This is a genomic window from Curtobacterium sp. HSID17257, assembly GCF_003989515.1.
Classification (GTDB): domain Bacteria; phylum Actinomycetota; class Actinomycetes; order Actinomycetales; family Microbacteriaceae; genus Curtobacterium.
Genome location: NZ_RBLU01000042.1, coordinates 1 through 26,320, shown reverse-complemented (window position 1 = coordinate 26,320; position 26,320 = coordinate 1). Strand labels below are relative to the sequence as shown.

Genomic DNA, 26,320 nt, shown 5'->3' with positions numbered 1-26,320 from the left:
GCTGCGGGCCGCAGCACAACGCGAAGCACCTCGCGCCACGGAAACCCGTGGCGCGAGGTGCTTTCGGTTGTGCGCGAGCAGGTCGCACCACGGAGCGCCGTGCCCCGCCGCCCGCCGCCCGCGCGGCGCCGGCCCCTAGCCGAGCACCACGCTCCACGAGAACGCCTGCGGCCACAGCTGGTGCTCCGGCAGCACGTCGAGCCCGCACGCCCGCGAGCCCAGCCCGTGCTGCGCCGCGTCCAGGTACAGGTACGCGTGCTCCGGCGTCGGCAGCTCGTACGGGTGAATCGCCCGACCGAGCTCCTGCGCGGTCCACGGCGAGAGCGTGAAACCCGCCCGGTGCGCCCCGACGGTCGACACCGTGAGACCTCCGACCGACAGCGTCCGCAGCCCGGGCCGGTGCCCGGTCTCCTGCGGCATCGAGTAGTCCACGGTCAGCGCCCGCACCGGCGCGCTGAACCGTCCGACCCGAGCCGCCCGCGACGAGTCCGCGTACGACTCCGCCGGTCCGGTCCCGAACCACGAGGCATCGCCGTCGAGCAGCGACGCCGGCAGGTCGAACCGCACGCCGATCCGCGGCCAGGTGACGTCCCACGCCCCGAACGGCACCGCGTCGGTCTGCAGCAGCAGTCCGTCGTCGGTCAGGGTCCAGCGGTGCGTGACGTCGACGCCCCACCCGCTGTTCGCCGCGGCGACCCGGACCCGTTGCTCCAGCCCGTGCTCGCTGCGGCTCACGGCCACGAGCCGGTGCGTCAACCGGTCGAGCCCGCGTGCACGCCAGCGGACCGCCGACGCGGGAGCGGTGGGGTCGCCGACGCCCTTCGTCAGCACCGGGTCGGCCGTCTCGTAACCGCCCTGCGAGGCCAGGCTGTCGTTGTCCGTCGGCGCCCGCCACAACTCGAGCCGCGGCCCGGCGACCTCGTGCCCCTTCCAGGACACCAGGTCACCGCGCGCGGTGAAGGTGCCCTCGCCGAGACGGTCGCCGTCCCAGCCCTGCCGGGAGGCCCGGGGCACGTCCGCCGCGCGGCTCGCCACGAGCCGCTGCGTGCGTGCGACGACGTGGCCGGTGTCCGCCCACGCGGTCGGCCCCGCCAGTTCCGCCGTCACGTCGAACCACAGCTCGTCACCGGGGGCCAGCGAGCCGGTGTCCGCGGCGGCCCGAAGGACCTCGTCGGGCACCGGGACGGTCGCCGACTGCCGCGCCGCGACGACGCCCGGGGTGAAGCGGCCGCCGGACTCCTCGACGCCGTTCCGCGACAGGGTCCAGCGGAAGCGCAGCCCCGCGGTCGAGGCGGAGTGGTACCGGTTCTCGACGAGCACGGTGGTGTCCGACACCGAGAACCGGATCGGGGCGACGACGGCCGCGAACTCCGCCAGCCCGGGGGTCGGGGTGTCGTCGGGCAGCACGAGACCGTCCATCACGAAGTTCCCGTCGTGCACGACCTCACCGAAGTCGCCGCCGTACGCGTAGTAGTCCTCACCCGACGCGGTCTGCGCGAGGAGCCCGTGGTCCCGCCACTCCCAGACGAACCCGCCGTGCAGTCGCGGGTACTTGTCGACCAGGTCCTCGTACTCCTGGATCTGCCCCGGTCCGTTGCCCATGGCGTGGACGTACTCGCAGTGCAGGAACGGCTTCGACCGCTGCCGCGCGGCCTCGGCCGGACCGCAGCCGAGCAGCGGGGTCTCCGCGCCGCCGCCGATCGACTCGGTCTCCTGCAGCGTCGGGTACATCCGCGAGTACACGTCGGTGTAGGCGCCGGTGTAGTCGCCCTCGTAGTGCACGGGGCGCTCGTCGTCGCGGTCGTGCACCCACTGCGACATCGCCGCGAGGTTCCGCCCGGTGCCGGACTCGTTGCCGAGCGACCACATCACGATCGACGCGTGGTTCTTGTCGCGCTCGACGGTGCGGGCGATGCGGTCGAGGTACGCCTCGCGCCAGGCCGGGTCGTCGGAGGGGTTCCCGACCCAGTCGGTGAACAGGAAGCCGTGGGTCTCGAGGTCGCACTCCAGGACCACCCAGAACCCGAGCTCGTCGGCCAGGTCGAGCACGCGGGGGTGCGGCGGGTAGTGCGAGGTGCGGATGGCGTTGACGTTGTTCCGCTTCATGAGCGCCATGTCCGCGCGGGCGTGCTCCTCGTCGAAGACGCGACCGCGCACGGGGTGGGTCTCGTGCCGGTTCACGCCGTGGAACACCACGCGCTCGCCGTTCACCAGGAACCGGTCGCCCTCGATCGACACCGTGCGGAAGCCGAGGCGCAGCGAGACGGTCTCGCCGCCCGCACGGCCGCCGGCGTCGGTGCCGGTGGAGACGGTCGCGTCGTACAGCTTCGGGACCTCGGCGCTCCACGGCTCGACGCCCTCGAGCGTGATCGGCGCGACCTCGTCGGCCGACGCCCACGTCACGTCGACGTCGAGCTCCGGCACCCGGAACCGCACCGGGAACGCGGCGTCGAGCGTCGGGAACGTGATCGTCCCGGAGCCGGTCTCCGGCCTTCCGGACGCCGCCGTGCCGGCCGTGGCGGCGTTGCCGATCGTCGCGGTCCAGCCGGCGCGGACGAACACGTCGTCGATCGGCGCGGTCGGTCGGGCGAGCAGGGTGACGCTCCGGAAGATGCCGGGAAGCCACCACTGGTCCTGGTCCTCGAGGTACGAGGCCGCCGACCACTGGTGCACCCGCACGAGCAGCTCGTTCGACCCGGGCACGAGCAGGTCGCTCACGTCGAACTCGGTCGCGAGCCGCGATCCGGTCGACCACCCGACGAGGGAGCCGTTCAGCCACACCCGGAAGTGCGACTCGACCCCGTCGAAGCGGAGCAGCACCCGAGCCGCGCCGTCGAACGTCGAGGGCACCTCGAACGTGCGGCGGTGGTCGCCGGTCGGGTTCTCCTCCGGCGGGTGCGGTGGGTCGATCGGGAACGGGTACTGCAGGTTGGTGTAGCTCGGCGCGCCGTGCCCGTGCAGGACCCAGTGCGACGGCACGGGGAGGCTGCCCCACCCGTCCTCCACCCCCGGGAGCGGGACGTCCGCGACCGGCGACCACCGGAAGTCCCACTCCCCGTCGAGCGACAGGGACGGGGCGTCGGTGTGCAACCAGGCCCGCGGCACGAGCCGGGTGTCCGAGCCCGGTGCCGTCGAGGCGAGCGCGTCGAGCGCATCGGGCGTGGTGCTGGTGGAGGACGAGTGAGCAGCGATGGTCAACCCTTGACCGATCCTTCCGTGAGGCCCCCGCGCCAGAAGCGCTGCAGGACGATGATCGCGATCACCAGCGGGATCACCGAGACGAGCACGCCGCCGGTGGTGAGCTGGTAGAACTCTGGCAGACGATCGACCTGTGCCCGCCAGTTGTTGAGTCCCAGTGTGATCGGGTAGAGCTTCTGGTCCGCCAGCATGATGAGCGGCAGGAAGAAGTTGTTCCAGATGCCGACCACCTGGAACAGGAACACGGTCACGAGTGCCGGCGTCATCTGACGGAGCACGATCGTGTGGAAGATCCGCAGCTCCCCGGCGCCGTCGATGCGTGCCTGCTCGAGCAGCGCGGTGTCGACCGAGGCCGCCGCGTACACCCGGCACAGGAACAGGCCGAACGGCGAGACGAGGCTCGGGATGAGCACGCTCCAGTAGGTGTCCGTCAGGCCCATGGTCGAGAAGAGCAGGAACAGCGGCAGCGCCGTCGCGGTCCCCGGCACGAGCACGCCGCCGAGGATCGTGCCGAACACGAGCTGGCGCCCGCGGAACTCGTACTTCGCGAGCGCGTACCCGCCGGCAGCGGCGAAGTACGTCGCCAGGACAGCGCCGACACCCGAGTACAGGATGCTGTTCGCGATCCAGCGGACGAAGATGCCGCCGTCGTACGAGAACACCTGCTGGATGTTGCTGAACAGCGCGAACTCGCCGCCGAACCAGAACCCGTTCGTCGCGAACAGGGCGCCGGTGGTCTTCGTCGCTGCGATGACGACCCAGTACAACGGCACGAGGAAGTAGACCGCGACGATGACCAGGATCGCCGTCACGACGATCTGCGAGCGGGGGGAGCGGTCGAGCTTCCGGCGCTGGTGCGCCGTGATCGACGTGGTGTCGACGGGCTCGGCGGCCTGCTTGGTCACCGGTGCCTCGATGGCTTCACTGGTCATGCTTCCGCCCCCTTGCTGTCGGCCTGGAGGCGCGGCGCGGCTCCGGTGGTGGTGCTGCGGTTCGCGACGCCGGTGGCGGGCCGCGACCCGGTGGCGGACGTGCCGCGCGTCTGGAGCGCACGCCGTGCCTCCAGGCCGTCGCGCTTGGCCCGCTTCCTCTGGTCGCGCTCGTTCTTGGGCGCGCGGTTCGTCAGCGCGAGGAACGCGAACGACAGGATGAACGCGGCCAGCGCGATGATCACTGCCTGCGCGCTCGCGACGCCGTACTCGTTGAACGCGAAGGCGTTCGTGTACGCGGCGTAGTTCGGCGTGTACTCGGTGTCGATGGCCGGCGCGACCGTCGACAGGATCTGCGGCTCGGCGAAGAGCTGCAGCGTGCCGATGATCGAGAAGACCGTCGTGAGCACCAGGGCCGGCGCGATGAGCGGGATCTGGATCCGCCACGCCACCTGGAAGGCGTTCGCGCCGTCCATCTTCGCGGCCTCGTAGACCTCGCCGGGGATCGACTTGAGCTGCGCCACGATGATGAGCATGTTGTAGCCCGTGTACGTCCACGTGACGATGTTCGCGATCGACCAGAGCACGCTGTTCGCGCCGAGGAAGTCCGGCTGCAGCCCCATCGACTGCAGCAGCGACACGATCGGCGACAGGCCGGGCACGTAGAGGAACGACCACAGGATCGTCGCGATGACGCCGGGGACGCCGTACGGCATGAAGTAGACCGCGCGGAAGAAGGCGGGCCAGCGGGCGCTCGCCGACTCGAGCAGCAGCGCGAGGATCGTGCAGAGGACGATCATCACCGGCACCTGCACGATGCCGAACAGGAGCATGCGCCAGATCGAGCCGACGAACCCGGCGTCGTTCAGGGCGGTGACGTAGTTGTCGAACCCGGCGAAGCGGCCGGTGACGCCGTCCTCGCCGAACAGGCCCTCGCGGTCGACGGTGGTGAAGCTCTGGAAGAGCGCGCTGATGATCGGGATGATGAACGTCAGCACGAACAGGGCGAGGAACGGGGCGAGCAGGATCCACGGGGCACGCTTCTGGGCGCTCGTGGCCTTGGTGCTCGTGCGGAAGCCGGATCCGGGCTGCGTGGCGGTCATCGTGCGGTCCTGACGCTGAGGCCCTTGTCCTTGAAGGACTGGACGATCTCCTGCTGGGCGAGCTCGACGGCGTCGGTGAGCTTCAGCCCACCGGTGAGCTTGCGGCGGAACTGGTTCTGCAGGCTGGTGAAGGCCGACTGGGTCACGGGCGACCACGACCACTCCAGGTTCTGCTCCTTGGCCGAGGGGGCGAAGACCTCCTCGTTGTAGTTCTGCCCGGAGAACCACTCGGACGGCTGCTGGCGGGCACCGCCGATGTAGTCCTTCGCCGGCGACCACCCGATGCCGCAGTACTTGATCATCGCGTCGACGCCCTCCTTCGAGGTGGTCATCCACGTGATGAACTCGAGCGCCTCCTTCGGGTGCTTCGCGTTCGCCAGCACGGCGGCCGTCGAGCCACCGATCGAGCTCGAGCCGTAACCGGTGTCGCCCCACATCTGCATCGGCGCGACCTTCCACTTGCCCTCGCCGCCCTGCACGGACTGGATGAGGGCGTCACCCCAGCTCGCGCTCGTGACGGCGGCGATCTTGCCGCTCGCTGCGGCCGCGTACCAGCCGGGGGAGTACGCCCCGGCGCTGGTGTCGACGAGCTTGTCGTCGATCACCCCGTCGAAGAACTCGGCGACCATCATGGTCTTGTCGTCGGTCATGTCGACGACCCACGCGTCGCCGTCGGTCCTGAACCAGCGCGCGCCGGCCTGCTGCGCGTACGCGGCGAAGGGCGAGGCGTCGGCGACCGGGAACACCTCGAGGTAGTTCCCGTTGCCCGTCCCGCGCACCTTGTCGGCGAGGTCGCGCCACTCGTCCCACGTCGTCGGGGGCTGACCGCCGGCCTGCTCGAGAATCGCGGTCTGGTAGTAGAAGCCCATCGGGCCGGTGTCCTGCGGGATGCCGTAGACGCCGTCGACGAACTCGACCTGCGACCACGCTGCCTCGTCGTACTTCGACTGCACGTCCTTCGCGCCGTACCGGGCGAGGTCGACCAGGCCGTTGGCGAGCATGAACTCCGGGATCTGCCGGAACTCGACCTGCCCGATGTCCGGACCACCCCCGGCCGCGAGCGCGGAGTACATCTTCTGGTACCCGCCCGAGTTGCCCCCGGGGATCCAGTTCGCGGTCACCTGGATGCGCGGGTTCTTCGCGTTCCAGACGTCACAGACCTTCTGCAGGTCCTTGAGCCACGCCCAGTAGGTGATCTGGACGGTCTCGCTCCCGGCGGCCGCGGGGACCAGCGGCGCCCTGTTGACGTTCGTCGACCCGGGCACGGCGCACCCGGCGAGCAACCCCGCCGCAGCTGTTCCGAGTCCGAGTCCGAGCAGGTTCCGTCGGGACAGGACGGTTCTCGATGGGATGGGTGTCATCACGGCTCCGGTTCGTCGTTGAGCGGGGTCGGAGCCAGCAAAGCACAAAACCGAGCGATGCTGTGCATTCCCGCAGTATCCACAGAACGTCGTGACCGAACCGTGGCCGGGCCCGGTCGGTCGCGCGGTCCGCCGACAGTGCGAGCGCTGCTGGCTCCGGTCTCCGCCGCTGGCTGCGTGTTCGCTCCGACCTCCGAACGTGGTCAGTACGGAGCGCGCACCGTGGACGGACGCAGAACACCGAAGCCGCAGGCGGCCCGACAGCGTCGTCGGCGGCACTGATGCAAAGGGGCAGGCGATGACCGATCGCGGGAACAGCACGCACGGACCGGAGCTCGACGACCAGCTCGCGCACGAGGCGCAGAGCATCGTCCAGGGACACGGCAGCAACGCGCACGTCGAGGAGTTCCGGCAGTCGGAACCGGTGCCCGACGACATCGACGACGCCGAGACGGTCACGGCCTCCGGGTACGACGGCGAGCTCGAGGGTTCGCTGCAGGACGACGCCACCGACACGACCGCGGACGGGTCCGGCTCCGATGCCGTCTTCACGACCGAGACCGACGAGGAGGGCGAGCGCTGATGGCCCAGACCACCCGCGAGACCAGCGCCCTGCAGCCCGAGGTCATCCGGGCGCTCCAGACACCGGGCACCTGGACGTGGGCCTACGTCGACGCGTCCGGCAACCGCGAGGACCCACGGCGCATCGCCGCGCTGCAGCGCCGGACCGTCTCCGATGCGCTCGCCGGGCAGGGCTGCTCCGAGCGTGCCGCGCAGATCATCGAGGAGGAGCTCGTCGAGCAGCCCGGTGTCCCCGCACCGGTCGCCCGCTACGTGCTCGTCCGCGACGACGAACTCGTGCTGAGCGAGGTGCTCCCCGGGCACCTGCACGGGCAGGAGTCCGTCGGCACCGGCGCCGTCCCCGACCTGCTGCCCCTGCTCGCACACCGGCCCTTCGACCTGCCGTTCCTGGTCGTCACCGTCGGACGCGAGGGCGGCGGGTTCCGCAGCTACCGACTCGGGCACGCCCCCACCGGCGCCGCCGAGGACGAACAGCGCGTGCAGGGCCGCACCGACACCCTGCACAAGGCGAAGTCCGGCGCCGGGTGGAAGCAGCCGCACTGGCACCAGCACGCCGAGGAGATCTGGAAGCAGACCGCCGGCGAGGTCGCGGCAGCGATCGAGGAGACCGTCCGCGCGACCTCGCCCCGCCTGATCGTGCTCGCCGGGGACATCCGTGCCCGGGAACTCCTGCGCGGCGAGCTCTCCACGTCGACCCGCGCACTGGTCACCGAGGTCGCCGTCGACCCGCGCGCCGACGACGCCTCCGAGAAGGCGCTCGTGCAGCACGTCGACCTCGCGCTCGCCCGGGTCCTGGCGTCGCGGCGGCACGACGTGCAGGACCTGCTCCGCACGCACGAGGGCCGCGGGGACAACGAGAGCGTCAGCGGGCTCGGGTCCGTCGTGTCCGCGCTGCAGCAGGCGCAGGCAGCGGTCGTCGCGCTCGACGCCGGAGCCCTCGGCGACCGGACGCTCCACGCGCTCGACGCCGCACCGTGGGTCGCCACTGCTCCCGAACAGGCGGCCGGTGCCTCGGTGCTCGGGCAGGTACCCGCCGTGTGCGCCCTGGTCCGCGCGATCGTCCTGACCGACGCCGAACTCGTGCTGGTCAACGCCGCGTCGCTGCCGAGCGGTGCCCCGGCGTCCGCGCTCCTGCGCTGGCCCGTCGGCCCCGCGGTCCCCGCCTGACCCGGCCGTCCGTCTCGTAGAACGCAACGTGGGCGGCTCCGCGCAGCGACATCCCGCTGCGAGGAGTCGCTCCCGTTGCGTCTTGCGGGGGTGCGGGCGCGCCGGACCGGACGCGTCAGTCGTGGGAGCGGTCGGTGCGCGGCACGATCGGGAGCGCGAGCAGGGGCAGCGCGGCCACGATCGCGAACGACGCCGCGAAGCCGAGCACCCCGACGAGCGCGCCGACGCCCGGACCGACGGCGCTCGCCGCGATGAACTGCCCCGTGTTCTGCGCCCCGAGCGCCCGGCCCGACCACGCGGGACCCGCCGCCTCGGCGACCGAGGTGTACGCCAGGCCGTTGTCCGCGACCGTGACGCTCGTGGCCACCACGAGGAACACGGCCGCGGCCGCCAGGTGCGACACGTCGACGAGTGCGAGCACGGCCATCACGACCGCAGCCGCGACGGCGACGATCCGCAGCGGCCCGACCCGGGAACCCGCGCGGTCGCTCCAGGCCCCGACGAGGATCCGCCCGACGGCGCCGACGAACTGCGACGCCCCGACCAGGAGCCCCGCTGCCGGCGTCGACCACCCGAGGCCCACCAGCCAGACCAGCCCGTACGTCGAGAGCGTGAACTGCGGCACCACGAGCAGCACCGACACCAGGTGCACGCGCCACAGGAAGCCCGAGGCGCGGTAGGGGTTCACCCGCGCAGCGGCACCGGCGTCGGACCCGCGCGCCGCACGGGGCGGGTCCGCGATGCCGACGGCGCACAGCACGGTGAGCACGGCGCACAGCACGAACGGCAGCACCAGGGCGCTCCGGATGCCGTCCGTCTCGGCGAGCACCGGCACGGTCACCGCGGCGAGCGTCACCCCGAGCGGCTGCGACATCTGTCGGATGCCCATCGCCAGCCCGCGGCGCTCCTTCGGGAACCACCCGACGACGACGCGCCCGCTCGCGGCGTTCGTCGACGCACTCGTCATGCCGGCGGCCAGGAACGCGAACCCGAGCAGCAGCGGGTCTCCGGCCGTGACCCACGCGGCGACGACCGTGAGCGTGGTCAGCGCCAGACCCCCGGCGATCACCACGCGCTCGCCGACCCGGTCGGTCACCGCGCCCCAGGCGATCAGCGTGAGGACGAGGCCGATCGTCGGCGCGGCGGCGAACAGCCCCGCCGACGCGAACGGCATCCCCTGCGCCAGCAGGTGCGGGATGAGCAGCGCCGGCGCGGACACGACGAGGGTCCCTGCGGCCTGCGCGGCGACGCCGAGCGCGAGCATCGTCCACGCCCTGGCGGGGATGACGGCCGGAGCTGCGGTGGAGATCTGCGCGGGCACGGCGGTCCGATCGGGGAGCGGTTGGTGTACCAGGACGGTATACCAACAGCCGTCGATCCGCACTACGCCGGTCCGGGCCGCCTGCGGACGAGCGTCGCGGGAAGTCGCGTGATCGGTCGCTCGACGTACCGGTGGATGAACGGTGCGGTCAGCAACGGCGTCACGACGACCGCCGTGACGAACAGCATCGGTGACCGTGCCGCGTCACCGAGCGCCGAGAGGCCGTCGGCGACCGCAGTGCTGACGAACGGGTGGGTCAAGTAGAGCGTGTAGGACGTGGCCCCCGCGGCTGTCGCCCAACGCGGAACCGAAGCGCCGACCCGGTGTTCCGTCATCACGGTCGGCACGAAGATCAGCGGCACGACGAGCGCGACGACGATGCCGGTCGGATCCGGCCCCACGGCGCGGACCCCGCAGACCAGGACGTGGGCCGATGTCGCTGCGACGAGCACGACCCAGGCGGCCCGACGGTGGGGCCCCGGGGCCGCGATCCGCGCGGTGAGCATCCCGACCGCGAAGGACAGTGTCGACGAGTCTGCGTAGAACCAACCCGCACCGGAGTCCGGCGGTCGGACGGTCGACAGTGCTGCCAGGCCGGCCAGCACGGGCACGCAGAGGCGAACGGGGCTGACCTGCACGGCGAGCGCGATGGCCACCATCAGGTAGAAGACCATCTCGAACTGCAGGGTCCATCCGACGTAGAGGACGGGCTGCACCAGTCCGTTGGCTGCGGTGCTCGGCAGGAACAGGAGGCTTGCGATCAGCCTTGCCGGGGAGACGTCGTCTCCGGATCGGCGCGATCCCACGAGGTCAGCGAGCATCACGAGCATCGTGCACAACCAGTACAGGGGGACGATCCGCACGGCCCGGGCCCACAGGAATCGTCCTGCCGTGCGGATGGGAGCCCTCCCGGGGCGGAGTGGATCCGTCACGCGGATCATGACGAAGCCACTGATCGCGAAGAAGATCTCCACTCCGAGTCGGCCGAGGATCGGGTGTCCGTCAACGCCGATCTGCGAACGGTGCCCAGCAGTGATCAGCGCGTGGTTGACGACGACGAGCAGCGCAGCCACAGCGCGTAGAGCTTGCACGCTTCGGAAGATGTGCGCGACGGCCATGGCCGCACGCTATCGACGGCTACCCCTGAATCAACAACATTCCACATACAAGAGTGGGTGTGCTCCGGTATACCAAAGTGGGTTGATCCGCACTAGGCTGGTCCGCCGTGACCGAGACGACCGAGACCGCCGTGCCCGTGTCGCAGACGAGCCAGCTCTACGACAACCTGCGTGCGGCGATCCTCACCCTCGACATCGCCCCCGGGGAGCGCATCTCGGAGCGCGGACTCGAGGGGCGCTTCCACGCCTCACGGACCCCCGTGCGCGCAGCGTTGTCGCGGCTCGAACGCGAGGGGCTCATCCTCCACGAGGGGCGGACCTGGACGGTCACCCCGATCGACCTCGACGAGATCGCCTCGCTCGCGGAGCTCCGCGGCGTGCTCGAACCCGCCGCCGCGCGCCTCGCCGTCGAGCGTGCCTCGGCCGAGCAGCTCGACGAGGTCCGAGCGCACCTCGACGAGCTCCGGAGCACCCCCGACCGCGAGGCCGGGATCCGCATGGGCTCGACGTTCCACCTCGACCTCGCGGCACTCGGTGGCAACCGCTTCGTCACCGACGCCATCGCCGACGCGCTCACCCGGCTCGAGCGGACACGGTGGATCGAGGTCCGCACCGCCGAGGCGCGCGAGGCCGCGTGGGACGAGCACAGCGCGATCCTCGACGCCGTGCGCTCCGGAGCGGCCGACCGTGCCGCTGAGCTGCTCGCAGCCCACGTCGCCGGGACCAACGACCGTCTGCTCGCGTTCATCGCCCAGGAGCGACGGCGCCTGCGCGGCGCGGGCATGGCGATCGTCGGCAGCCCGGAGCTGCTCGGCGAGGGTGAGCCGGCCCGCACTCAGTCGGACTGACCACCGGGCGCACCGGCCAGCAGGCACCGGCCGCACCCGCCGCCAGGCGCACCGGCCAGGTGGCACCGGACGGACCGACGAGGCGGACCCGAGCCGTGCCTCCCGGCCGGTCAGGCCCTGGTCGTGGGTTCCTCGGACCCGTCGATGCCCTGGGCGGACGACGACGCCCCGTGCTCGGTGTGGTCGAGGAGCGCGTCGCGCACCTCGGCCTCGTCGGTGGTGAGTCGGATGGCGTGCTTGCTGCCGGACCGCGTCTGCTGGGACATCGAGAGTTCCTCCTGTGTGCGTGGGCACCGTCGTGGTGCGCTTCCTCACGGGACGTTCTGAGGTCGCAACAGTCTGCGCCCGCCCGTCCGCGGAACGCAAGGGTGTCGGCCAGCCTGTGGAGGAGTGGGAGCCGGGCCCGTGCCTAGGATGGTCCGGCCGCGCACCGGCGCGGCGGCCGGGGTGGACGTCGGACGGGAGGCACGGCATGAGCGCGCAGCGCACCGCACCTCCCACGGTCTACGACGTCGCGTCCCAGGCCGGCGTCTCCATCGCCACCGTCTCCCGCGTGCTCCGCACGCCCGACGCGGTCCGCGAGGGCACCCGTGACCGGGTGCAGGCGGCGATCCGGAGCCTCGGCTACGTACCGTCCGGCAACGCACGGGCGCTGGCCGGCAAGCGGACCGGCGTCGTCGGTCTGCTGCTGCCCGGGTTCGACGTGGTGCCGGACGAGCGACCCGACCTCGTCACCGACGGGGGCGTCCGCGTGGTCGACGACCGCCGGCACGTCACGCAGCCGTTCTCCTCGAACCTGTACTTCGACGAGGTCCTGCGCGGTGCCGAGACCGAGGCGTGGCAACGGGGACTCGCCCTCATGGTGGCCGCCGGGCGTGGGTCCTCGCGGGACGTCATCGTGAACGACGTCGCGGGCCGCGTCGACGGCCTGGCGGTGCTCGCGCAGACGGTGCCCGACGATCTGCTCGAGCACGTCGCCCGACGCATCCCGGTCGTGGTGCTCGCGGACGACCGGCGCTCGCACGGCTTCGACTCGGTGAGCGTCGACAACGCCGCGGGCATGCGCACGCTGGCGTCGCACGTGATCGGTCGGCTCGGGATCCGATCGCTGGCGTACCTCGCGGGGCCGATCGACTCCCCGGACGACATGGAACGGTCGGCGGGATTCCGGCAGGCGCTCGCCGACAACGGACTGGCGGCGCCGGACGTCCGGGTGGTGCACGGCGACTTCGGGCGTGCGCGCGCTCGTGAGCTCGCGTCGGCCCTGTTCGACGGTGCCGCGGTACCGCGCGCGGTGATCTGCTCGAACGACCAGTCCGCGCTCGGCGTGCTCGACGCCGCCGGGGAGCGGGGGCTCCGGGTGCCCGAGGACGTCGTGGTGACCGGTTTCGACGGCATCGACGCGGGACGGTTCTCGGCGCCGCCCCTGACGACGGTGCACCAGCCGATGGGGGAGCTCGGGCGCGCGGCCGTCCGGGCGATCGTCGACCGGTTCGAGCGGCGCGAGGGGCCTCCGCGGGCCGTGCGGCTGCCGGTCGAGGTGCTGCTGCGCGAGAGCTGCCCGCCCGCGCTCTAGGGGTGGCACCGACGTTCCGCCCCGGCACGGAACCCGGAGGTTGCACGTGGCGATGTAAGCGCATACATTGGGCGCAGCACCCACTCGACACGGAGGTCGACCGAGCAATGACGCTTCCCCCACAGCGCACGCGCGGGCACCGCGACCCGCGCCCGGACGGACGGCGGACGCCACCGGCGCCACACGCCCCCACCCGACGCCGCGGCCGCATCGCCGCCGCCATCGCCGGACTCGCCGTCGTGGCCCTCGTGGCCGCCGGCTGCAGCGTCCAGGTCCGCTCCCAGCCGGACCCGAGCATCGGCAAGGACACGATGCTCATCAACGCGGACCGCGGCAACCCGCTGTTCGACCGCAACTTCAACCCGTACATCCCGAACGCCCGCACCGCGAGCAAGTGGATGTACGAGCCGCTCATCGAGATCAACCCCCTCGACGGCAAGGGCACCCCGTGGCTCGCGAGCTCGTGGGAGCTCCCGGACGCCCGGACGATCGACATGACGATCCGCAAGGGCGTCGAGTGGTCCGACGGAACGAAGTTCACGCCCGAGGACGTCCTCTTCACGTTCGACCTGCTCAAGAAGTTCCCGGCGATGGACGTCAAGGGCGCCTGGCAGCACATCGACCGCATCGAGCGGAAGGGCGACCACCTCGTCTTCCACCTCAACGGCGACGACGTCCCGAGCCTCAACATCATCGGCGCGACGTACATCCTCCCCGAGCACCACTACGGCGGGGTGAAGGACCCGGTCACCTGGCGCGACCCGAACCCGGTCGGCACCGGCCCGTTCGTGCTCGGCAACTACTCCGACCAGCAGTACTCGATGGACAAGAACCCGACCTACTGGCAGGCCGACAAGATCGCGATCGAGCACCTGGTCCTGCCCGCGACGAACACGCAGCTCGACACCGTCACCCGCGGCTACGACTGGGCGTACTCGTTCATCTCGGACGTCAAGGGCACGTGGGGGGCCGCGTCCGACACGAACCAGTGGTGGTTCCCGGCCGGCGGTGTCACCGGTCTCATCCCGAACCTGACGAAGGCGCCGTACAACGACGTCAACGTGCGCAAGGGCATCTCCTACGCACTCGACCGCGACGGCATCGCCGAGACCGCCTCCGAGGGCAACCTCAGCGCCGCGGGCCAGACCGGCCTGATCCTGCCGAACCAGGAGCAGTACCTCGACCCGTCGATCCCCGACAAGGGGATGATCACGCAGGACACCGACCGCGCCCTCGCCGAGTTCGCGAAGTCCGGCTACGTGCAGCAGGGCGGCAAGCTCGTCAAGGACGGCAAGCAGCTCGAGATCAACCTGATGACCGCGAACGGCTACTCGGACTGGCTCCGTGCCGCACAGCAGGTCCAGCGCGACCTCGGGAAGATCGGCGTGAAGGTGCAGATCCAGGCACCGCAGCCCGCCGGCTACCAGCAGAACATCAACAACGGCAAGTTCGACATGGCGATGGGCGGCATGGGGAACGGCGACGTCTTCCAGGCCTACAACTCGCTGCTGTCGAGCGACTTCTACCAGCCGGTCGGCAAGTCGACGGTGAACAACTTCGAGCGGTACCGGAACGCCGACACCCAGAAGCTCCTCGACGAGTACCGCGGGACGACCGACCGCGCCGAGCAGCAGCAGATCCTGAACCAGCTGCAGGCCATCGTGTACGACGACCTGCCCGTGATCGGCATGTACTACGGCGGGCTCTGGGGCCTGTTCAACACCGGCAAGTTCGTCGGGTGGCCGAGCGCGGAGGACCCGTACATGGCGCCGCAGAACTACGACTCCGCACCGCTGCTCATCTTCACGAAGCTCCGACTCCGTGACAGTGAGGCCGGCCGGAAGATCCTCGAGGAGCAGGCCAAGTGAAGTACATCCTGCAGAAACTCGTCCTCTTCGTCCTCACCCTCTGGGCCGCGGTCACGCTGAACTTCGTGCTCCCGCGCCTCATGCCGGGCAGCCCGTCCGACGCGGCGCTCGCGAAGCTCAGCCAGAACGGCCCGGTCACCGACGCCACGAAGAAGGCCATCGAGGCCCAGCTCGGCGTCCCCTCCGGCAACCTCTGGGACCAGTACGTCAGCTACCTGCACCAGGTCGTCACCCTCGACTTCGGCACGAGCTACACGTTCTACCCGCAGCCCGTCGGTGACCTGGTCGGCCGCGCGCTGCCGTACACGCTCGTGCTCGTCGGCACGGTGACGGTCCTGGCGTTCGTCATCGGCACGCTGATCGGTGTCGCGGCGGCGTGGAAGCGCGGCACCTGGCTCGACTCGCTCCCGACGCTCTCGGGCAGCTTCATGTCGACGTTCCCGTACTTCTGGACGGCGCTCCTGCTGCTGTTCTTCCTCGGCTACGTCCTGCACTGGTTCCCGACGACCGGGGCGTCGTCCGCGACGAGCGTCCCGGGCTGGAACGGCACGTACATCGGCGACGTCCTGCGGCACGCGATCCTGCCGGCGGTGACGATCCTGGTGACGAGCCTCGGCGGCTGGATCATCGGCATGCGCAACGCGATGATCAACACGCTCGGCGACGACTACGTGACCTTCGCCGAGGCGAACGGCCTCCGTGGTCGTACGGTCGCCGTCCGCTACGCCGCGCGGAACGCGATCCTGCCGAACCTGACCGGCTTCGGCCTGGCGCTCGGTGGCGTGGTCGGCGGCTCGGTGCTGGTCGAGCAGGTGTTCGGCTACCCGGGCATCGGCTACCTGCTGTTCAACGCCGTGATCGGGCAGGACTACCCGCTCATGCAGGCCCTCTTCCTGATGATCACCGTGTCGGTGCTCATCGCCAACTTCATCGTGGACGTCCTGTACGGCGTCCTGGACCCGAGGACGCGCCGATGACCCAGACCAAAGCACCGGACACCACGGTCGCAGTACGAACCCAGCAAGAACAGCGGGCCCCCTCCAAGCTCCGATCAGCAGGACGACAGTTCGGCGTCGTCTGGAGCAACACGAAGGCCCGCATCGGCCTGTGCATCCTCGGCTTCTTCGTCCTCGTGGCGATCGCCGCCCCGCTCCTCGCCCCGTACGGCGGCAGCCAGAACGGCTTCGAGCGGAACGCCGACGCCAGCTGGGCGCACTGGATGGGTACCACCGCCGCGGGCGAGGACGTCCTCTCCCAGCTCATCTACGGCGCTCGGGTCTCCGTGCTCGTCGGCGCGGTCGCGGGCCTCCTGTCCACGCTCGTCGCCGTCGCGATCGGCCTGAGCTGGGGCTACATCCGCGGCTGGGTCGCCGAGGTCATCGGCTTCATCGTGAACCTGTTCCTCGTCATCCCGGGCCTGCCGCTCATGATCGTCATCGCGGCCTACCTGCAGAACGGCGGCATCGCGGTGATCATCGCCGTGATCGTCGTCACCGGCTGGGCCTGGGGTGCGCGCGTGCTCCGCAGCCAGACGCAGTCGCTCCGCAGCCGCGACTTCGTCACCGCCGCACAGTTCTCCGGCGACGGCGCGACGCGCATCGTGTTCCGCGAGATCCTGCCGAACATGACGTCCCTGATCGTCGGCAGCTTCTTCGGTGCCGCGACGAGCGCGATCCTCGCCGAGGCGGGCCTCGAGTTCCTCGGACTCGGCGACTCGTCGATCGTCAGCTGGGGCACGATCCTCTACTGGGCGCAGAACTCGAACGCGCTGCTCACCGGCCAGTGGATCCTGCTGTTCGCCCCGGGTCTCTGCATCGCCCTGCTGGCGATGAGCCTCACCCTGATCAACTTCGGCGTCGACGCCGTGTCCAATCCGCGGCTGCGCGAGGGTGCGCGCCGCAAGAAGGAGGCAGCAGCATGAGCGGCCAGACACCCGACGTGACCGGCGACGGCCTGGAGGCCCGTGGCGGCACCGCCACGCGCCTCCCGTCCGACGGCACCCAGGCCGACGTCCTGCTCGACGTCCGCGACCTGTCCGTCGTCTACGAGTCGGCCGGCCAGACGGCCGTCCAGGCCGTCGACCACGTCTCGTTCAGCCTGCGCAAGGGGGAGTTCGTCGGCCTGGTCGGGGAGTCCGGCTCGGGCAAGTCGACCCTCGGCTACGCGCTCACCCGGCTGCAGAAGCCACCGGCGCGCACCAACGGCGGCAGCATCGTGTTCGGCGGTGCCGACATCCGTGACCTCGACGACGAGGCCCTGCGCCGACAGCGCCAGGGCGGCTTCGCGATGGTGCTGCAGTCGGGCATGAACGCGCTGAACCCGGTGCGCACGGTCCGCAACCACTTCATCGACGTCTTCAAGGCCCACGGCCACGTGCCGCGTGAGCGGTGGGACGCCCGGATGCGGGAGCTGATCGGCAAGGTCAAGCTGCCCGAGACGATGCTTGCGCGGTACCCGGGTGAGCTCTCCGGCGGCATGCGGCAGCGCGTCTCGATCGCCCTCGCCCTGTCGCTCGAGCCGCAGCTCATGGTGTTCGACGAGCCGACCACGGCCCTCGACGTCCTCGTGCAGCACGCGGTGATGGACACGATCATCGAACTGCAGCGCTCCGAGGGCTTCACGGCGATCCTCATCAGCCACGACCTCGGCATCGTGCTCGAGGCCACCGAGCGCGTGCTCGTCATGCACGAGGGGCGGATCGTCGAGGACGGCCGCTCGCTCGAGGTCCTCCGCGACCCGCAGGACGACTACACGAAGATGCTGCTGTCGCACTACGCGGACCCGCGTGCTTCGGTGGTGAGCCTGCCCGGCTTCCCGGACCGGTCGCTCCGCTCGTCCGAGGGCGCGACACGACAGGAGACCACGTCCTCGTTCAGCACCGTCGGGTCCCGCGAGCGCAGCGCCGCCCGCAACCCGATCGTCGTCGACCACCTCGTCAAGACGTACCCGGCGCCCCGCCGCGGCGAGCAGCCCGTTCAGGCCGTCCGCGACGTGTCGTTCACGCTCGAGCCGGGGCAGTCGCTCGCCCTCGTCGGCCAGTCCGGCTCGGGCAAGTCGACCATCGCGAAGATGCTCACCGGCGTCGAGCAGCCGACCTCGGGCACGGTGCGGTTCGGTGACACGGACGTGGCGAAGCTCGGGCGGCGGGGGCTGAAGGACCTGCGCTCCGAGGTGCAGATGGTGTTCCAGGATCCGTACGCGGCGCTCAACCCGCTGCACACGGTCGAGTACATCCTCTCCCGGCCGATCGCGAACTACACCGGACTCCGCGGACGTGATGCCCGGCGCCGGATGCTCGAGATCCTCGAGACCGTGGGCCTGACGCCCGTCGAGCAGTTCGCGCAGAAGCTCCCGCACCAGCTCTCCGGCGGGCAGCGGCAGCGCGTGGTCATCGCCCGGGCGCTCGCGAGCGACCCGCAGGTGATCATCGCCGACGAGCCCGTCTCGATGCTCGACGTCACGCTGCGCGCCGGCGTGCTCGCGCTGCTCGAGGACCTCCGCGAGCAGTGGGGTGTGTCGCTCCTCTACATCACGCACGACCTGCTGAGCGCCCGGCTCATCACCGACGACATCATGGTGCTGCACGACGGCGCGGTGGTCGAGCGGGGCCGGACGGCCGAGGTGCTGCAGCACCCGCAGGACGACTACACGGTCGCGCTGCTGGACGCGGTGCCGAACCCGCGGCGGACACTGCTCGCATGACCACCGTGCACGAGTTCCCGTCCGTCCCGGCCTTCGGGCACCTCCCCACGCCCGAGGGCGTCGACGTCGTCGGCATCGACCTGCCCGTCGGGCGGCTCACCGCCTACCGGGTGGTCCCGTCCGGACCGTCGAAGGGCGTCGTGCTCGTCGTCCCCGGGTACACCGGCTCGAAGGAGGACTGGCGCACCTTCATGCCGCTCCTGCGCGAGGCCGGGTGGACCGCCGTCGCGATCAGCCGCCGGGGCCAGGCGGACTCCGCGGCGCCCGGCACCCCCTCGGAGTACTCGCTCGACGAGGAGGCTGCCGACGTCGTCCGGGTCGCCGCACTGCTCGACGACGGCGCGCCCGTGCACCTGATCGGGCACTCGCTCGGCGGCGTGATCGCCCGGGCAGCAGCCATCGCGTCGCCGGGGTCGTTCCGCAGCGTCGTGCAGTTCTGCTCCGGCCCGTACGGCTGGCCCTACCGCAAGGTCACCGAGCTGACGATCCTGCACGACACCGGCGGCAACCTCCGTCAGCTGTTCGACGCGACGAACCCCCTCTGGGCCGGGCGTCCGGACGAGGAGCTCCCCGACGACGTCCGGATGGTCCGCGACCGCTTCGACGCGACGAGCCCCCTGAGCGTCGTCGCCGGCGGGCACGTCCTCGAGGACCACACCGACTCGTCCGCCGAGCTCCGCGCGACCGGGCTGCCGGTCCTCGTGGCGCACGGCGAGTGGGACGGTGCCTGGCCGATCCCGTGGCAGCGGCAGATGGCCGAGGACACCGGCGCCCGCTACGAGGTCGTCCCCACGAGCTACCACGGCCCCCACGTCGAGAACCCCGCCGCGACCATCGCGCTCTTCGACGACTTCCTCGGCCGGCACGCCCCGGCTCGCACCTGAAAGGCTCCATCATCACCACGCTGCAGTTCCCCGACGGCTTCCTCTGGGGTGCCGCCACCGCCGCCCACCAGATCGAGGGCAACAACGTCAACTCGAACTGGTGGGTGCACGAGCACGAATCCGACACCACCATCGTCGAACCCTCCGGCGACGCCGCGGACAGCTACCACCGGTACCGCGAGGACATCCGCATCGCCGCCGACCTCGGCCTGAACTCCTACCGGTTCAGCATCGAGTGGGCACGCATCGAGCCCGAGCGCGGATCCGTCTCCCGCGCCGAGGTCGACCACTACCGCCGCATGGTCGAGGCCTGCCACGAGGCCGGCATCGAACCGATCGTCACCCTGATGCACTTCACCGTGCCGCGCTGGTTCGAGCGCGACGGCTTCTGGCGCGCCGACGACGCCGCCGACCTGTTCGCCCGGTACACCGAGGCCGCGCTCCCGGTCGTGCAGGACGGCGTCCGCTACGTCTGCACGATCAACGAGCCGAACATCGCGGCGATGCTCGCGGGCGGCGAGGACGCCGCCAACTTGGTGGCCTACGGCCTGCCGAACCCGGACCTGCACGTGGCGGACCAGCTGCTCGCGTCACACCGGCGCTCCCGCGAGGTCCTGTCCCAGGTCCCCGGGCTGCAGTCCGGCTGGACCATCGCGACGCAGGCGTTCCGCGCGAACGGCGAGCCCGGCTCCGAGGAGATGCTCCGCGAGTACGGCTACCCGCGCGACGACTGGTACCTCGAGCAGGCCGCCGGCGACGACTTCCTCGGCGTGCAGGCGTACACCCGCACGTTCATCGGTGCCTCCGGCCCGGTGCCGGTCGCTGACGACGTCGAGACGACCCTCACCGGGTGGGAGTTCTACCCGGAGGCGTCGGCCGACGGGCTCCGCAGCGCCTGGGAGCTCTCCGGCCACGTGCCGCTGATGATCACCGAGAACGGCATCGCCACCGCCGACGACTCCCGCAGGGTCGCGTACACCCAGGGCGCCCTCGAGGGGATCCACCGCTGCATCGAGGACGGCATCGAGGTCCTCGGCTACCAGCACTGGTCCCTCCTCGACAACTACGAATGGGCGTCCGGCTACCGCCCGACGTTCGGGCTCGTCGCGTGGGACCGCGAGACCTTCGCGCGCACGCCGAAGGACTCGGCCCGGTGGTACGGGAAGGTCGCGCAGGCGAACGCGCTCGAGACCCGTCGCGACTGACGCGACCCCTCTTCCGGTCTGGAGGCTCGTGGCGATGCCGCCACGAGCCTCCAGTCCGTTCTGTGGTTGCTGCCCCTCCGTCGTGGAGCAGCAACCGTCGAGTCCGGCCGACGCTGCCGACAGTTCCTGCTCCACCGACGTGGTACGCGGCGCCGGGGGGATCGTCAGCGGGTCGCCTCGTCGCTCGAGGGGTCGTCGGCCACGTACGCCTCGCCGATCGCGTGCGCGTCGAACCAGGCGAGCAGCACCTCCTCCGCCTTGCGCGACCCGCGCTCGCGGGCGATGTCGAGCGCCGTCCGCCCCTCGGCGTCGAGCAGGGTGACGTCCGCGCCGCGTTCGATGAGTGCCTCGGTCGTGCCGCGCCGGTCGAACCAGGCGGCGGCGTGCAGCGGGGCGAAGCCCCATCGCGGGTCGACCTCGTCGATGCCGGTCGGGTCCGCGCCGAACCCGTCGAGCTCGAGTGAGAGCCCACCGACGTCACCGTGACCCGCAGCGCGCACCGCGGGGGCGGCCCACTCGAGCCAGCCGTCCGGCACCGGACCGTGCCAGCCGTGGGTGGGGCGCGCCTCCAGGTCGGACCACGCCGACTCGGCGACGGGGCGGACCTCGATCACCACGTCACGGAAGTGCACCGCGAGCTCACCGGTGGGGGAGAGCAGCAGGCGGAGCTCCCAGACGTCGGCGTCGACGTGGGCGATCTCGCCGCGGGAGACCTGCACGTCGCCGGCGAGGACCGCGAGCGGTGCGGTGTCCGCGGGCTCGAGCACCGCGCGGTGGAACTCGAGCGTCACACGGGCGTGGTTCCAGCGGCGCCAGAGGCCGTCCGGGGTGTCGAGGACCTCGTCGGTCCGGACCACGAGGACGGCCCGGACGGTGTGGGTCGGCGCCTCGTCGATGCCGGCGGTGTCCGGGGTGCCGGTCGGGGTCGAGGCTTCGGTCTCGTGCCACTCGGCGATGCGGGCCTCGTTCCACGTCACGGACGCGAGGGCCGCGACGGACGGGGGTGCGTCGGTGACCAGGCGGGCGAGGTGCTCGGCGTAGCCCTCGACGTCCTCGAGGGAGACGTACCCGACCCCGGGCCAGCCCACTCGACTCCATCGCACGGGATCGAGCCTACCGATCTGCTGCGGACCAGCGCTGTCGTCGTGCTCGCGCTGAGCAGGAGCCACAGCAACGGAGTCCCGAGGTCGGGGACGGCCACGGCCTTCGCGACCACGATGGCCAGGAGTGCGGCGACTGCCGGCAGTGCCGTCGGGACCCGTGATCCGCTCCGGACGGCGCTGGCCAGGACCCAGGCGAACAGCGAGGTACCGATGACGCCGACAGTGGAGAGGAGTGTGACGATGAACGACGACGAGCGGTTCCCGCCGAGTCCTGCACCGAAGCCGTGCGTCGACCACAGGACGTCGAGCCCCACGGCGTCCGCGCCACTCCTCGCCGTGTGCGACTTGCTCCCGATCTTCGCCTGCAGGAGGTCCACCGTCGGCTCCACCAGGACGTCACCGAACAGCAGACCGGCGATGGCCGCGACGATCACCGACGCGACGATCCACGGTGCGCCGCGGCCGCCGCTGGTGACGAACCGCGCGAGGAGCAGGACTGACGCGATCCCGAGGATGATCGCCGCAGCGACGAGCGCCGTTCCTGATGCCGACCCGAGGAGCAGGGTGGCTCCGCCCGAGGCCAGCGCTCCGTGGGCGAGACGCTCACCCGGCCGATCCGACCGAGCGGCTCGGACGACCGCGTAGACGGTGGCTCCGGTGGCGAACGCCGCGAGTTCACTCGGCTCGTTGAAGACACCCCGCCAACGGCTGTCGGTGTTGGCGTAGTACGTCTGCAGCGTGTCCAGGACGGGTGCGAGGACGTCGAGGCCGATCTGGCGCAGGCCGACCCGGACCAGACTCGTGGTGATCCCCACCCAGGCCGCCACGGCGAGGGCGAGTTGCGCGGTCCCGGAGCGCAGCAGGAACGCCGTGGCACAGACGGCTGCCAGGAGGATGACCGCCTGCGCGAAGTTCGTCGTCGTGTAGTCGAGTGGCGTGAGCGCGGAGAGCTGTCGCTCGACGCCTCCTCGCGGGGTGAGGACCGGCACACCGGCGAAGACCCACGGAGCGAGCGCCGTCCACACGAGGGACCACGCCAGGAAGGCGGACAACAGGCTCAGTGCTCGGGGTCGGCCATCGGAGACGGGGCGGAGGAACAGCGCGACGCCCGCGACGGCTCCGACGCAGGCGAAGATCGGGACGGGTTGCACGACGACGATGCCGGCGGAGGAGGGCACGCCGGCGGCGACGCCGAGCGCGACCGCGACGAGCACCCGCCGTCGGAGGATCACGCCGACGGCGGCCAGGGACATCAGGACCGCTCCGAGGGCCGTCATGTTTTCCTCTCATCTGTTTGAGATATATTATGCATCAGATCCCGAACCTCGACACCCTGGAGTCCGTCCATGTCGCTCGCGCAGTTCCTCGTCGTCGTCCGCCGACGGCACTGGTTCCTCACGCTCTTCGTCCTGCTCGGGGTGCTCGCGGGAACGGCCGTCGCGCTGACCTCCACGCCGCTCTACCGCGCTGAGGCGCAGATGTTCGTCTCCGTCGACGGTGGAGCGACCGCGAGCGACCTCAGCCAGGGCGGGTCGTTCTCGGAGTCGCGCGTCTCGTCCTATGCGAAGCTGTCGACCTCTCCGTCGGTCCTCGCAGCTGCTGCGCGCAAGGCGCGGGTGGCCGACACCGTTCCGGAGCTGCAGGGTTCGGTCCGCACGACCACCAGTGCCGACACGGTCATCCTCTCGATCGCAGCGACGCAGCCGGATCCCGAGCGCGCAGCGGCGCTGGCGAACGCGGTCGCCGAGCAGACCGTGAAGCTCGTGGGCGACATCGAGAAGACCGACGCGCTCGGCGAGTCACTGGTCAAGTTGAGCATCTACCAGCGTGCTGAAGCCCCGACGGTGCCGACCTCGCCGCGGGTGGTCGTCGACATCGTCGTGGGCGCGCTGCTCGGCCTGCTGGTCGGTATCGGTACCGCCCTCCTGCGCGAGGCCATGGACACGAAGGTCCGCAGCGCCGACCACCTCGCTCGGGTGGCGGAGAAGAGCGTGTTGGCGGAGATCCCGATCGCCGATGACATCACGACGGTGGCGCTCGCCAACGACGGCAGGCACTTCTCGAACACGGCGGAGTCCTACCGGCAGCTCCGGACGCACCTCACCTTCACGAACCTCGACGGCGACTGCCAGGTCATCGTCGTCACCAGTTCCGTCCCGGGCGAAGGCAAGTCGTCGACCGCGGCGAACCTTGCGCTCATGCTGGCGCAGAACGGTCAACGGACCATCCTCGTGGACGCCGATCTGCGGCGGCCGTCGATCGCAGGGTTCCTGGGGATCGAGAGCAGCGTGGGACTCTCCACGGTGCTCGCTCACCAGGTGGAACTCGACGACGCGTTGCAGAGTGTCGGAGAGGCGGGCCTCCAGGTGCTCGCCTCGGGTCAGGTGCCGCCGAACCCGAGCGAGCTCCTGAGCTCGCAGCAGATGCAGCTCGTCATCCAGACGCTGTCCGCCTCCTACGACTACGTGATCATCGACGCACCGCCTGCGCTCCCCGTCACTGATCCGGCCGTGCTCGGCGCGTCGGCGACGGGCGTGCTCTTCGTCACGTCGGTCGACGGACGCACCACGGAACGCGACGTGGCGCAGGCCCTCGGCACGATCGACTCCGTCGGTGCCCGGATCATCGGAGTGGTCGCGAACCGGACCGCTGCTGGACGTCGGCCGGACTCGTACTACGACTACTCAACGGAGCGGCCGCAGAGCGAGAGCCCACGTCGGGCTGCTCGGCGTGCTGCCGTCGAGCCGCGATGACGTCGAACGGTTCCGCGCCGCACGTACTCTTCGTGTGCGAGGGCAACATCTGTCGCTCCCCGTACGCGATGGTGTCCTTCAGCGAATCCTGGGCGGCGGCCGGTCACGGCCCGGTGACCAGTTCCAGCGCGGGGACGAGGGCGCCGGCGGGAGCCGGGGCGCATGACGAGCTCGGTCGCTTTTTCGAGGACCCCGGAAGCACCTCGATGCTCGCGGCACACCGTTCGCGACCACTCGACGCCGACCTCGTCCGGATCGCTGACGTCGTGATCACCATGGAACGGCGTCAGCGAACCGACGTGCTGGCACTGGTGCCCCGAGCGCTCCGGCGGACCTACATGCTCCACGAGCTCGCCCTCGTGGCCGCGGCGGTCAGGGAGAGCAGTACGAGTCCCGACGGTGCCTCCCTCGCCGACCTCACGGGTCGGTTCCGATTCGCCGCACGTGACGCCCGAGACGTCGCCGATCCGATCAAGGGGAGTGCCGGCGACTTCGCCGACATGGCGCACGACATCGACCGTTCCCTGCACCAGGTGGTGCCCCTCCTCGCGTCGGTGCTCGCCGGGCGCTGACCCGCCTGCACAGACCCGATCGGTCGGCGACGGGCCGGCAGGGACGACGAAGGCCTCGACCACCGTGTGGTCGAGGCCTTCGTCGTTCGAACGTCAGCGCGTCGTGATGACGTTCTTGTGCCCGGAGTCGACCACGTCGGCCTTGGACGTGGTGCTGATCTCGTTGGCGTCTCCGCTCACCGCGAGTCGTTCGACGTGCTGTGCGCTGATGCTGTTGATCGCGCCGTCCACGCGGAGGTCGTCGACGTCACCGAGGACGATCCGGGAGTTCGAGGTCGTGATGGTCACCTTCGCGCAGTCCGGGACCGTGATCTCCTTGTTGTTGAGGTCGCTGATGCGGGCCTCGCCGTCCTCGCAGGGGACGTTCGTCTTCTCGAGGTCGACCGGCGGAGCCGTCGTGACGTCCGACGGGGCCGTCGGGCGGGCGGTGGTCGGTTCGGGGGACGGGCCGGTGCTGGAGCATCCGCTCAGCGTCGCAGCGGCTGCGAGCACGAGGGCGGCGGTGGTGAGGGTACGGGTTCGCATGGTGATCCTTCTCGGATGTGTGTCGGGATGAGGAGGGCCCGGGCAACGCGCGTGCGGCGCGCTGCCCGGGCCGTGCGGGCCGTGCGGGACGGATCAGTCCGCGACCCTGACGCCCAGCTGCGTCTGGTTGAACTTGCCGCCCTGGGTGAACTGGTGGACGAAGAGCTGATACGTGCCGGTGGGCAGTTCCACGCTCGGGTCCGACGTCATCGTCCACGCGGTCGTCCCGCGCAGGGACGTCGTGGCGAGGTCGGCGGTGATCCCCGAGCCGTGCAGTGCGAGCTGCGCGCCGTCGACACCGGTGCCGGTGAAGACCTGGCCCTGCTTGAGGATCGGTTCTCCCCGCCCGGGCGAGGTCACCGTCGGTGCGGTGTTGGTGGCGTAGGCGAGGGTGGTGGTGGCGGGGTCGGAGGTGCGTCCGTCGACGGTCTGGGTGACGGTGAAGGACTGGTTGCCCCAGCCGACCTTGCTCGGGTTGATGCCGAAGTCGAACGTGCCGTTCTTG

The 26,320-nt window shown here is 70.8% G+C and carries 23 protein-coding genes; 12 read left to right on the top strand and 11 right to left on the bottom strand.

The genetic code is table 11. From position 1 onward, the window contains the following. Nucleotides 1-135: 135 nt before the first annotated feature. The 4 genes from D8M35_RS08760 to D8M35_RS08745 form a co-directional block, all read right to left on the bottom strand. On the bottom strand, nt 136-3,105 hold the full coding sequence (locus D8M35_RS08760) for a glycoside hydrolase family 2 TIM barrel-domain containing protein (protein WP_238638165.1): 2,970 nt from the start codon (nt 3,103-3,105) through the stop codon (nt 136-138). A gap of 89 nt (nt 3,106-3,194) precedes the next feature. Beyond that, nucleotides 3,195-4,130 (bottom strand): carbohydrate ABC transporter permease, encoded by a 936-nt coding sequence (locus tag D8M35_RS08755; protein WP_238638161.1) that lies wholly within the window; start codon nt 4,128-4,130, stop codon nt 3,195-3,197. Next, on the bottom strand, nt 4,127-5,230 hold the full coding sequence (locus D8M35_RS08750; RefSeq protein ID WP_238638160.1) for a carbohydrate ABC transporter permease: 1,104 nt from the start codon (nt 5,228-5,230) through the stop codon (nt 4,127-4,129). The genes D8M35_RS08755 and D8M35_RS08750 overlap by 4 nt, the downstream gene beginning before the upstream one ends. Beyond that, on the bottom strand, nt 5,227-6,591 hold the full coding sequence (locus D8M35_RS08745; RefSeq protein ID WP_126891504.1) for an ABC transporter substrate-binding protein: 1,365 nt from the start codon (nt 6,589-6,591) through the stop codon (nt 5,227-5,229). Before D8M35_RS08745 ends, D8M35_RS08750 begins: the two co-directional genes overlap by 4 nt. 298 nt (nt 6,592-6,889) lie before the next feature. Here D8M35_RS08745 and D8M35_RS08740 point away from each other — a divergent pair, with 298 nt between their 5' ends. Together D8M35_RS08740 and D8M35_RS08735 are read left to right on the top strand one after the other, a co-directional pair. Next, nucleotides 6,890-7,174: a hypothetical protein gene (locus tag D8M35_RS08740; RefSeq protein ID WP_126891503.1), complete on the top strand. Its 285-nt coding sequence runs from the start codon at nt 6,890-6,892 to the stop codon at nt 7,172-7,174. Then, entirely contained in the window at nt 7,174-8,340 is a 1,167-nt protein-coding gene (locus D8M35_RS08735) for a Vms1/Ankzf1 family peptidyl-tRNA hydrolase (protein ID WP_126891502.1), read from the top strand. The genes D8M35_RS08740 and D8M35_RS08735 overlap by 1 nt, the downstream gene beginning before the upstream one ends. 115 nt (nt 8,341-8,455) lie before the next feature. Here D8M35_RS08735 and D8M35_RS08730 read toward each other — a convergent pair whose 3' ends face one another. Both D8M35_RS08730 and D8M35_RS08725 read right to left on the bottom strand, forming a co-directional pair. After that, nucleotides 8,456-9,604, bottom strand: a complete 1,149-nt coding sequence (locus D8M35_RS08730; protein ID WP_126891509.1) for an MFS transporter — start codon at nt 9,602-9,604, stop codon at nt 8,456-8,458. A 119-nt stretch (nt 9,605-9,723) separates the two neighbouring features. Further along, nucleotides 9,724-10,779, bottom strand: coding sequence for an acyltransferase (locus tag D8M35_RS08725; protein WP_126891501.1), 1,056 nt, complete (start codon nt 10,777-10,779; stop codon nt 9,724-9,726). Between the two features lie 107 nt (nt 10,780-10,886). Here D8M35_RS08725 and D8M35_RS08720 point away from each other — a divergent pair, with 107 nt between their 5' ends. After that, on the top strand, nt 10,887-11,627 hold the full coding sequence (locus D8M35_RS08720) for a GntR family transcriptional regulator (protein WP_238638159.1): 741 nt from the start codon (nt 10,887-10,889) through the stop codon (nt 11,625-11,627). A gap of 110 nt (nt 11,628-11,737) precedes the next feature. Here D8M35_RS08720 and D8M35_RS16380 read toward each other — a convergent pair whose 3' ends face one another. Further along, on the bottom strand, nt 11,738-11,893 hold the full coding sequence (locus D8M35_RS16380) for a hypothetical protein (RefSeq protein ID WP_153257437.1): 156 nt from the start codon (nt 11,891-11,893) through the stop codon (nt 11,738-11,740). A 206-nt stretch (nt 11,894-12,099) separates the two neighbouring features. On the opposite strand from D8M35_RS16380, the gene D8M35_RS08715 reads away from it, so the two are divergent. The 7 genes from D8M35_RS08715 to D8M35_RS08685 all read left to right on the top strand — a co-directional run bounded on the left by D8M35_RS08715 (nt 12,100) and on the right by D8M35_RS08685 (nt 20,862). After that, entirely contained in the window at nt 12,100-13,203 is a 1,104-nt protein-coding gene (locus tag D8M35_RS08715; RefSeq protein ID WP_126891500.1) for a LacI family DNA-binding transcriptional regulator, read from the top strand. A gap of 107 nt (nt 13,204-13,310) precedes the next feature. Beyond that, nucleotides 13,311-15,071: an ABC transporter substrate-binding protein gene (locus D8M35_RS08710; protein WP_238638158.1), complete on the top strand. Its 1,761-nt coding sequence runs from the start codon at nt 13,311-13,313 to the stop codon at nt 15,069-15,071. Continuing rightward, the gene (locus D8M35_RS08705) at nt 15,068-16,048 is read left to right on the top strand and encodes an ABC transporter permease (protein WP_111239359.1); all 981 of its coding nucleotides are present in this window, start codon (nt 15,068-15,070) and stop codon (nt 16,046-16,048) included. Before D8M35_RS08710 ends, D8M35_RS08705 begins: the two co-directional genes overlap by 4 nt. Then, nucleotides 16,045-16,992: an ABC transporter permease gene (locus tag D8M35_RS08700; protein WP_126891499.1), complete on the top strand. Its 948-nt coding sequence runs from the start codon at nt 16,045-16,047 to the stop codon at nt 16,990-16,992. The genes D8M35_RS08705 and D8M35_RS08700 overlap by 4 nt, the downstream gene beginning before the upstream one ends. Beyond that, nucleotides 16,989-18,773 carry an ABC transporter ATP-binding protein gene (locus D8M35_RS08695; RefSeq protein WP_238638157.1) on the top strand — a complete coding sequence of 595 codons (1,785 nt, stop codon included), beginning with the start codon at nt 16,989-16,991 and terminating at the stop codon, nt 18,771-18,773. Before D8M35_RS08700 ends, D8M35_RS08695 begins: the two co-directional genes overlap by 4 nt. Next, entirely contained in the window at nt 18,770-19,657 is an 888-nt protein-coding gene (locus D8M35_RS08690; protein ID WP_126891498.1) for an alpha/beta fold hydrolase, read from the top strand. The genes D8M35_RS08695 and D8M35_RS08690 overlap by 4 nt, the downstream gene beginning before the upstream one ends. Nucleotides 19,658-19,677: 20 nt before the next feature. Further along, entirely contained in the window at nt 19,678-20,862 is a 1,185-nt protein-coding gene (locus D8M35_RS08685; protein WP_202976544.1) for a glycoside hydrolase family 1 protein, read from the top strand. A gap of 164 nt (nt 20,863-21,026) precedes the next feature. On the opposite strand, the gene D8M35_RS17025 is transcribed toward D8M35_RS08685, so the two are convergent. Together D8M35_RS17025 and D8M35_RS17020 are read right to left on the bottom strand one after the other, a co-directional pair. Then, nucleotides 21,027-21,362: an ankyrin repeat domain-containing protein gene (locus D8M35_RS17025; protein WP_238638163.1), complete on the bottom strand. Its 336-nt coding sequence runs from the start codon at nt 21,360-21,362 to the stop codon at nt 21,027-21,029. Nucleotides 21,363-21,835: 473 nt separating this feature from the next. Beyond that, entirely contained in the window at nt 21,836-23,242 is a 1,407-nt protein-coding gene (locus tag D8M35_RS17020; RefSeq protein ID WP_238638156.1) for a hypothetical protein, read from the bottom strand. Between the two features lie 69 nt (nt 23,243-23,311). Between D8M35_RS17020 and D8M35_RS08670 the strand changes: the two genes are divergently transcribed. Together D8M35_RS08670 and D8M35_RS08665 are read left to right on the top strand one after the other, a co-directional pair. After that, the gene (locus D8M35_RS08670; protein ID WP_126891495.1) at nt 23,312-24,718 is read left to right on the top strand and encodes a polysaccharide biosynthesis tyrosine autokinase; all 1,407 of its coding nucleotides are present in this window, start codon (nt 23,312-23,314) and stop codon (nt 24,716-24,718) included. Then, nucleotides 24,715-25,290 (top strand): hypothetical protein, encoded by a 576-nt coding sequence (locus D8M35_RS08665; RefSeq protein WP_126891494.1) that lies wholly within the window; start codon nt 24,715-24,717, stop codon nt 25,288-25,290. Before D8M35_RS08670 ends, D8M35_RS08665 begins: the two co-directional genes overlap by 4 nt. Before the next feature lie 93 nt (nt 25,291-25,383). Here the strand turns inward: D8M35_RS08665 and D8M35_RS08660 are convergent, their stop codons facing one another. Both D8M35_RS08660 and D8M35_RS16580 read right to left on the bottom strand, forming a co-directional pair. Continuing rightward, nucleotides 25,384-25,815, bottom strand: coding sequence for a DUF3060 domain-containing protein (locus tag D8M35_RS08660; RefSeq protein ID WP_126891493.1), 432 nt, complete (start codon nt 25,813-25,815; stop codon nt 25,384-25,386). Between the two features lie 93 nt (nt 25,816-25,908). Next, the coding region (locus tag D8M35_RS16580; RefSeq protein WP_161972629.1) for a hypothetical protein at nt 25,909-26,320 on the bottom strand (412 nt) is incomplete at its 5' end.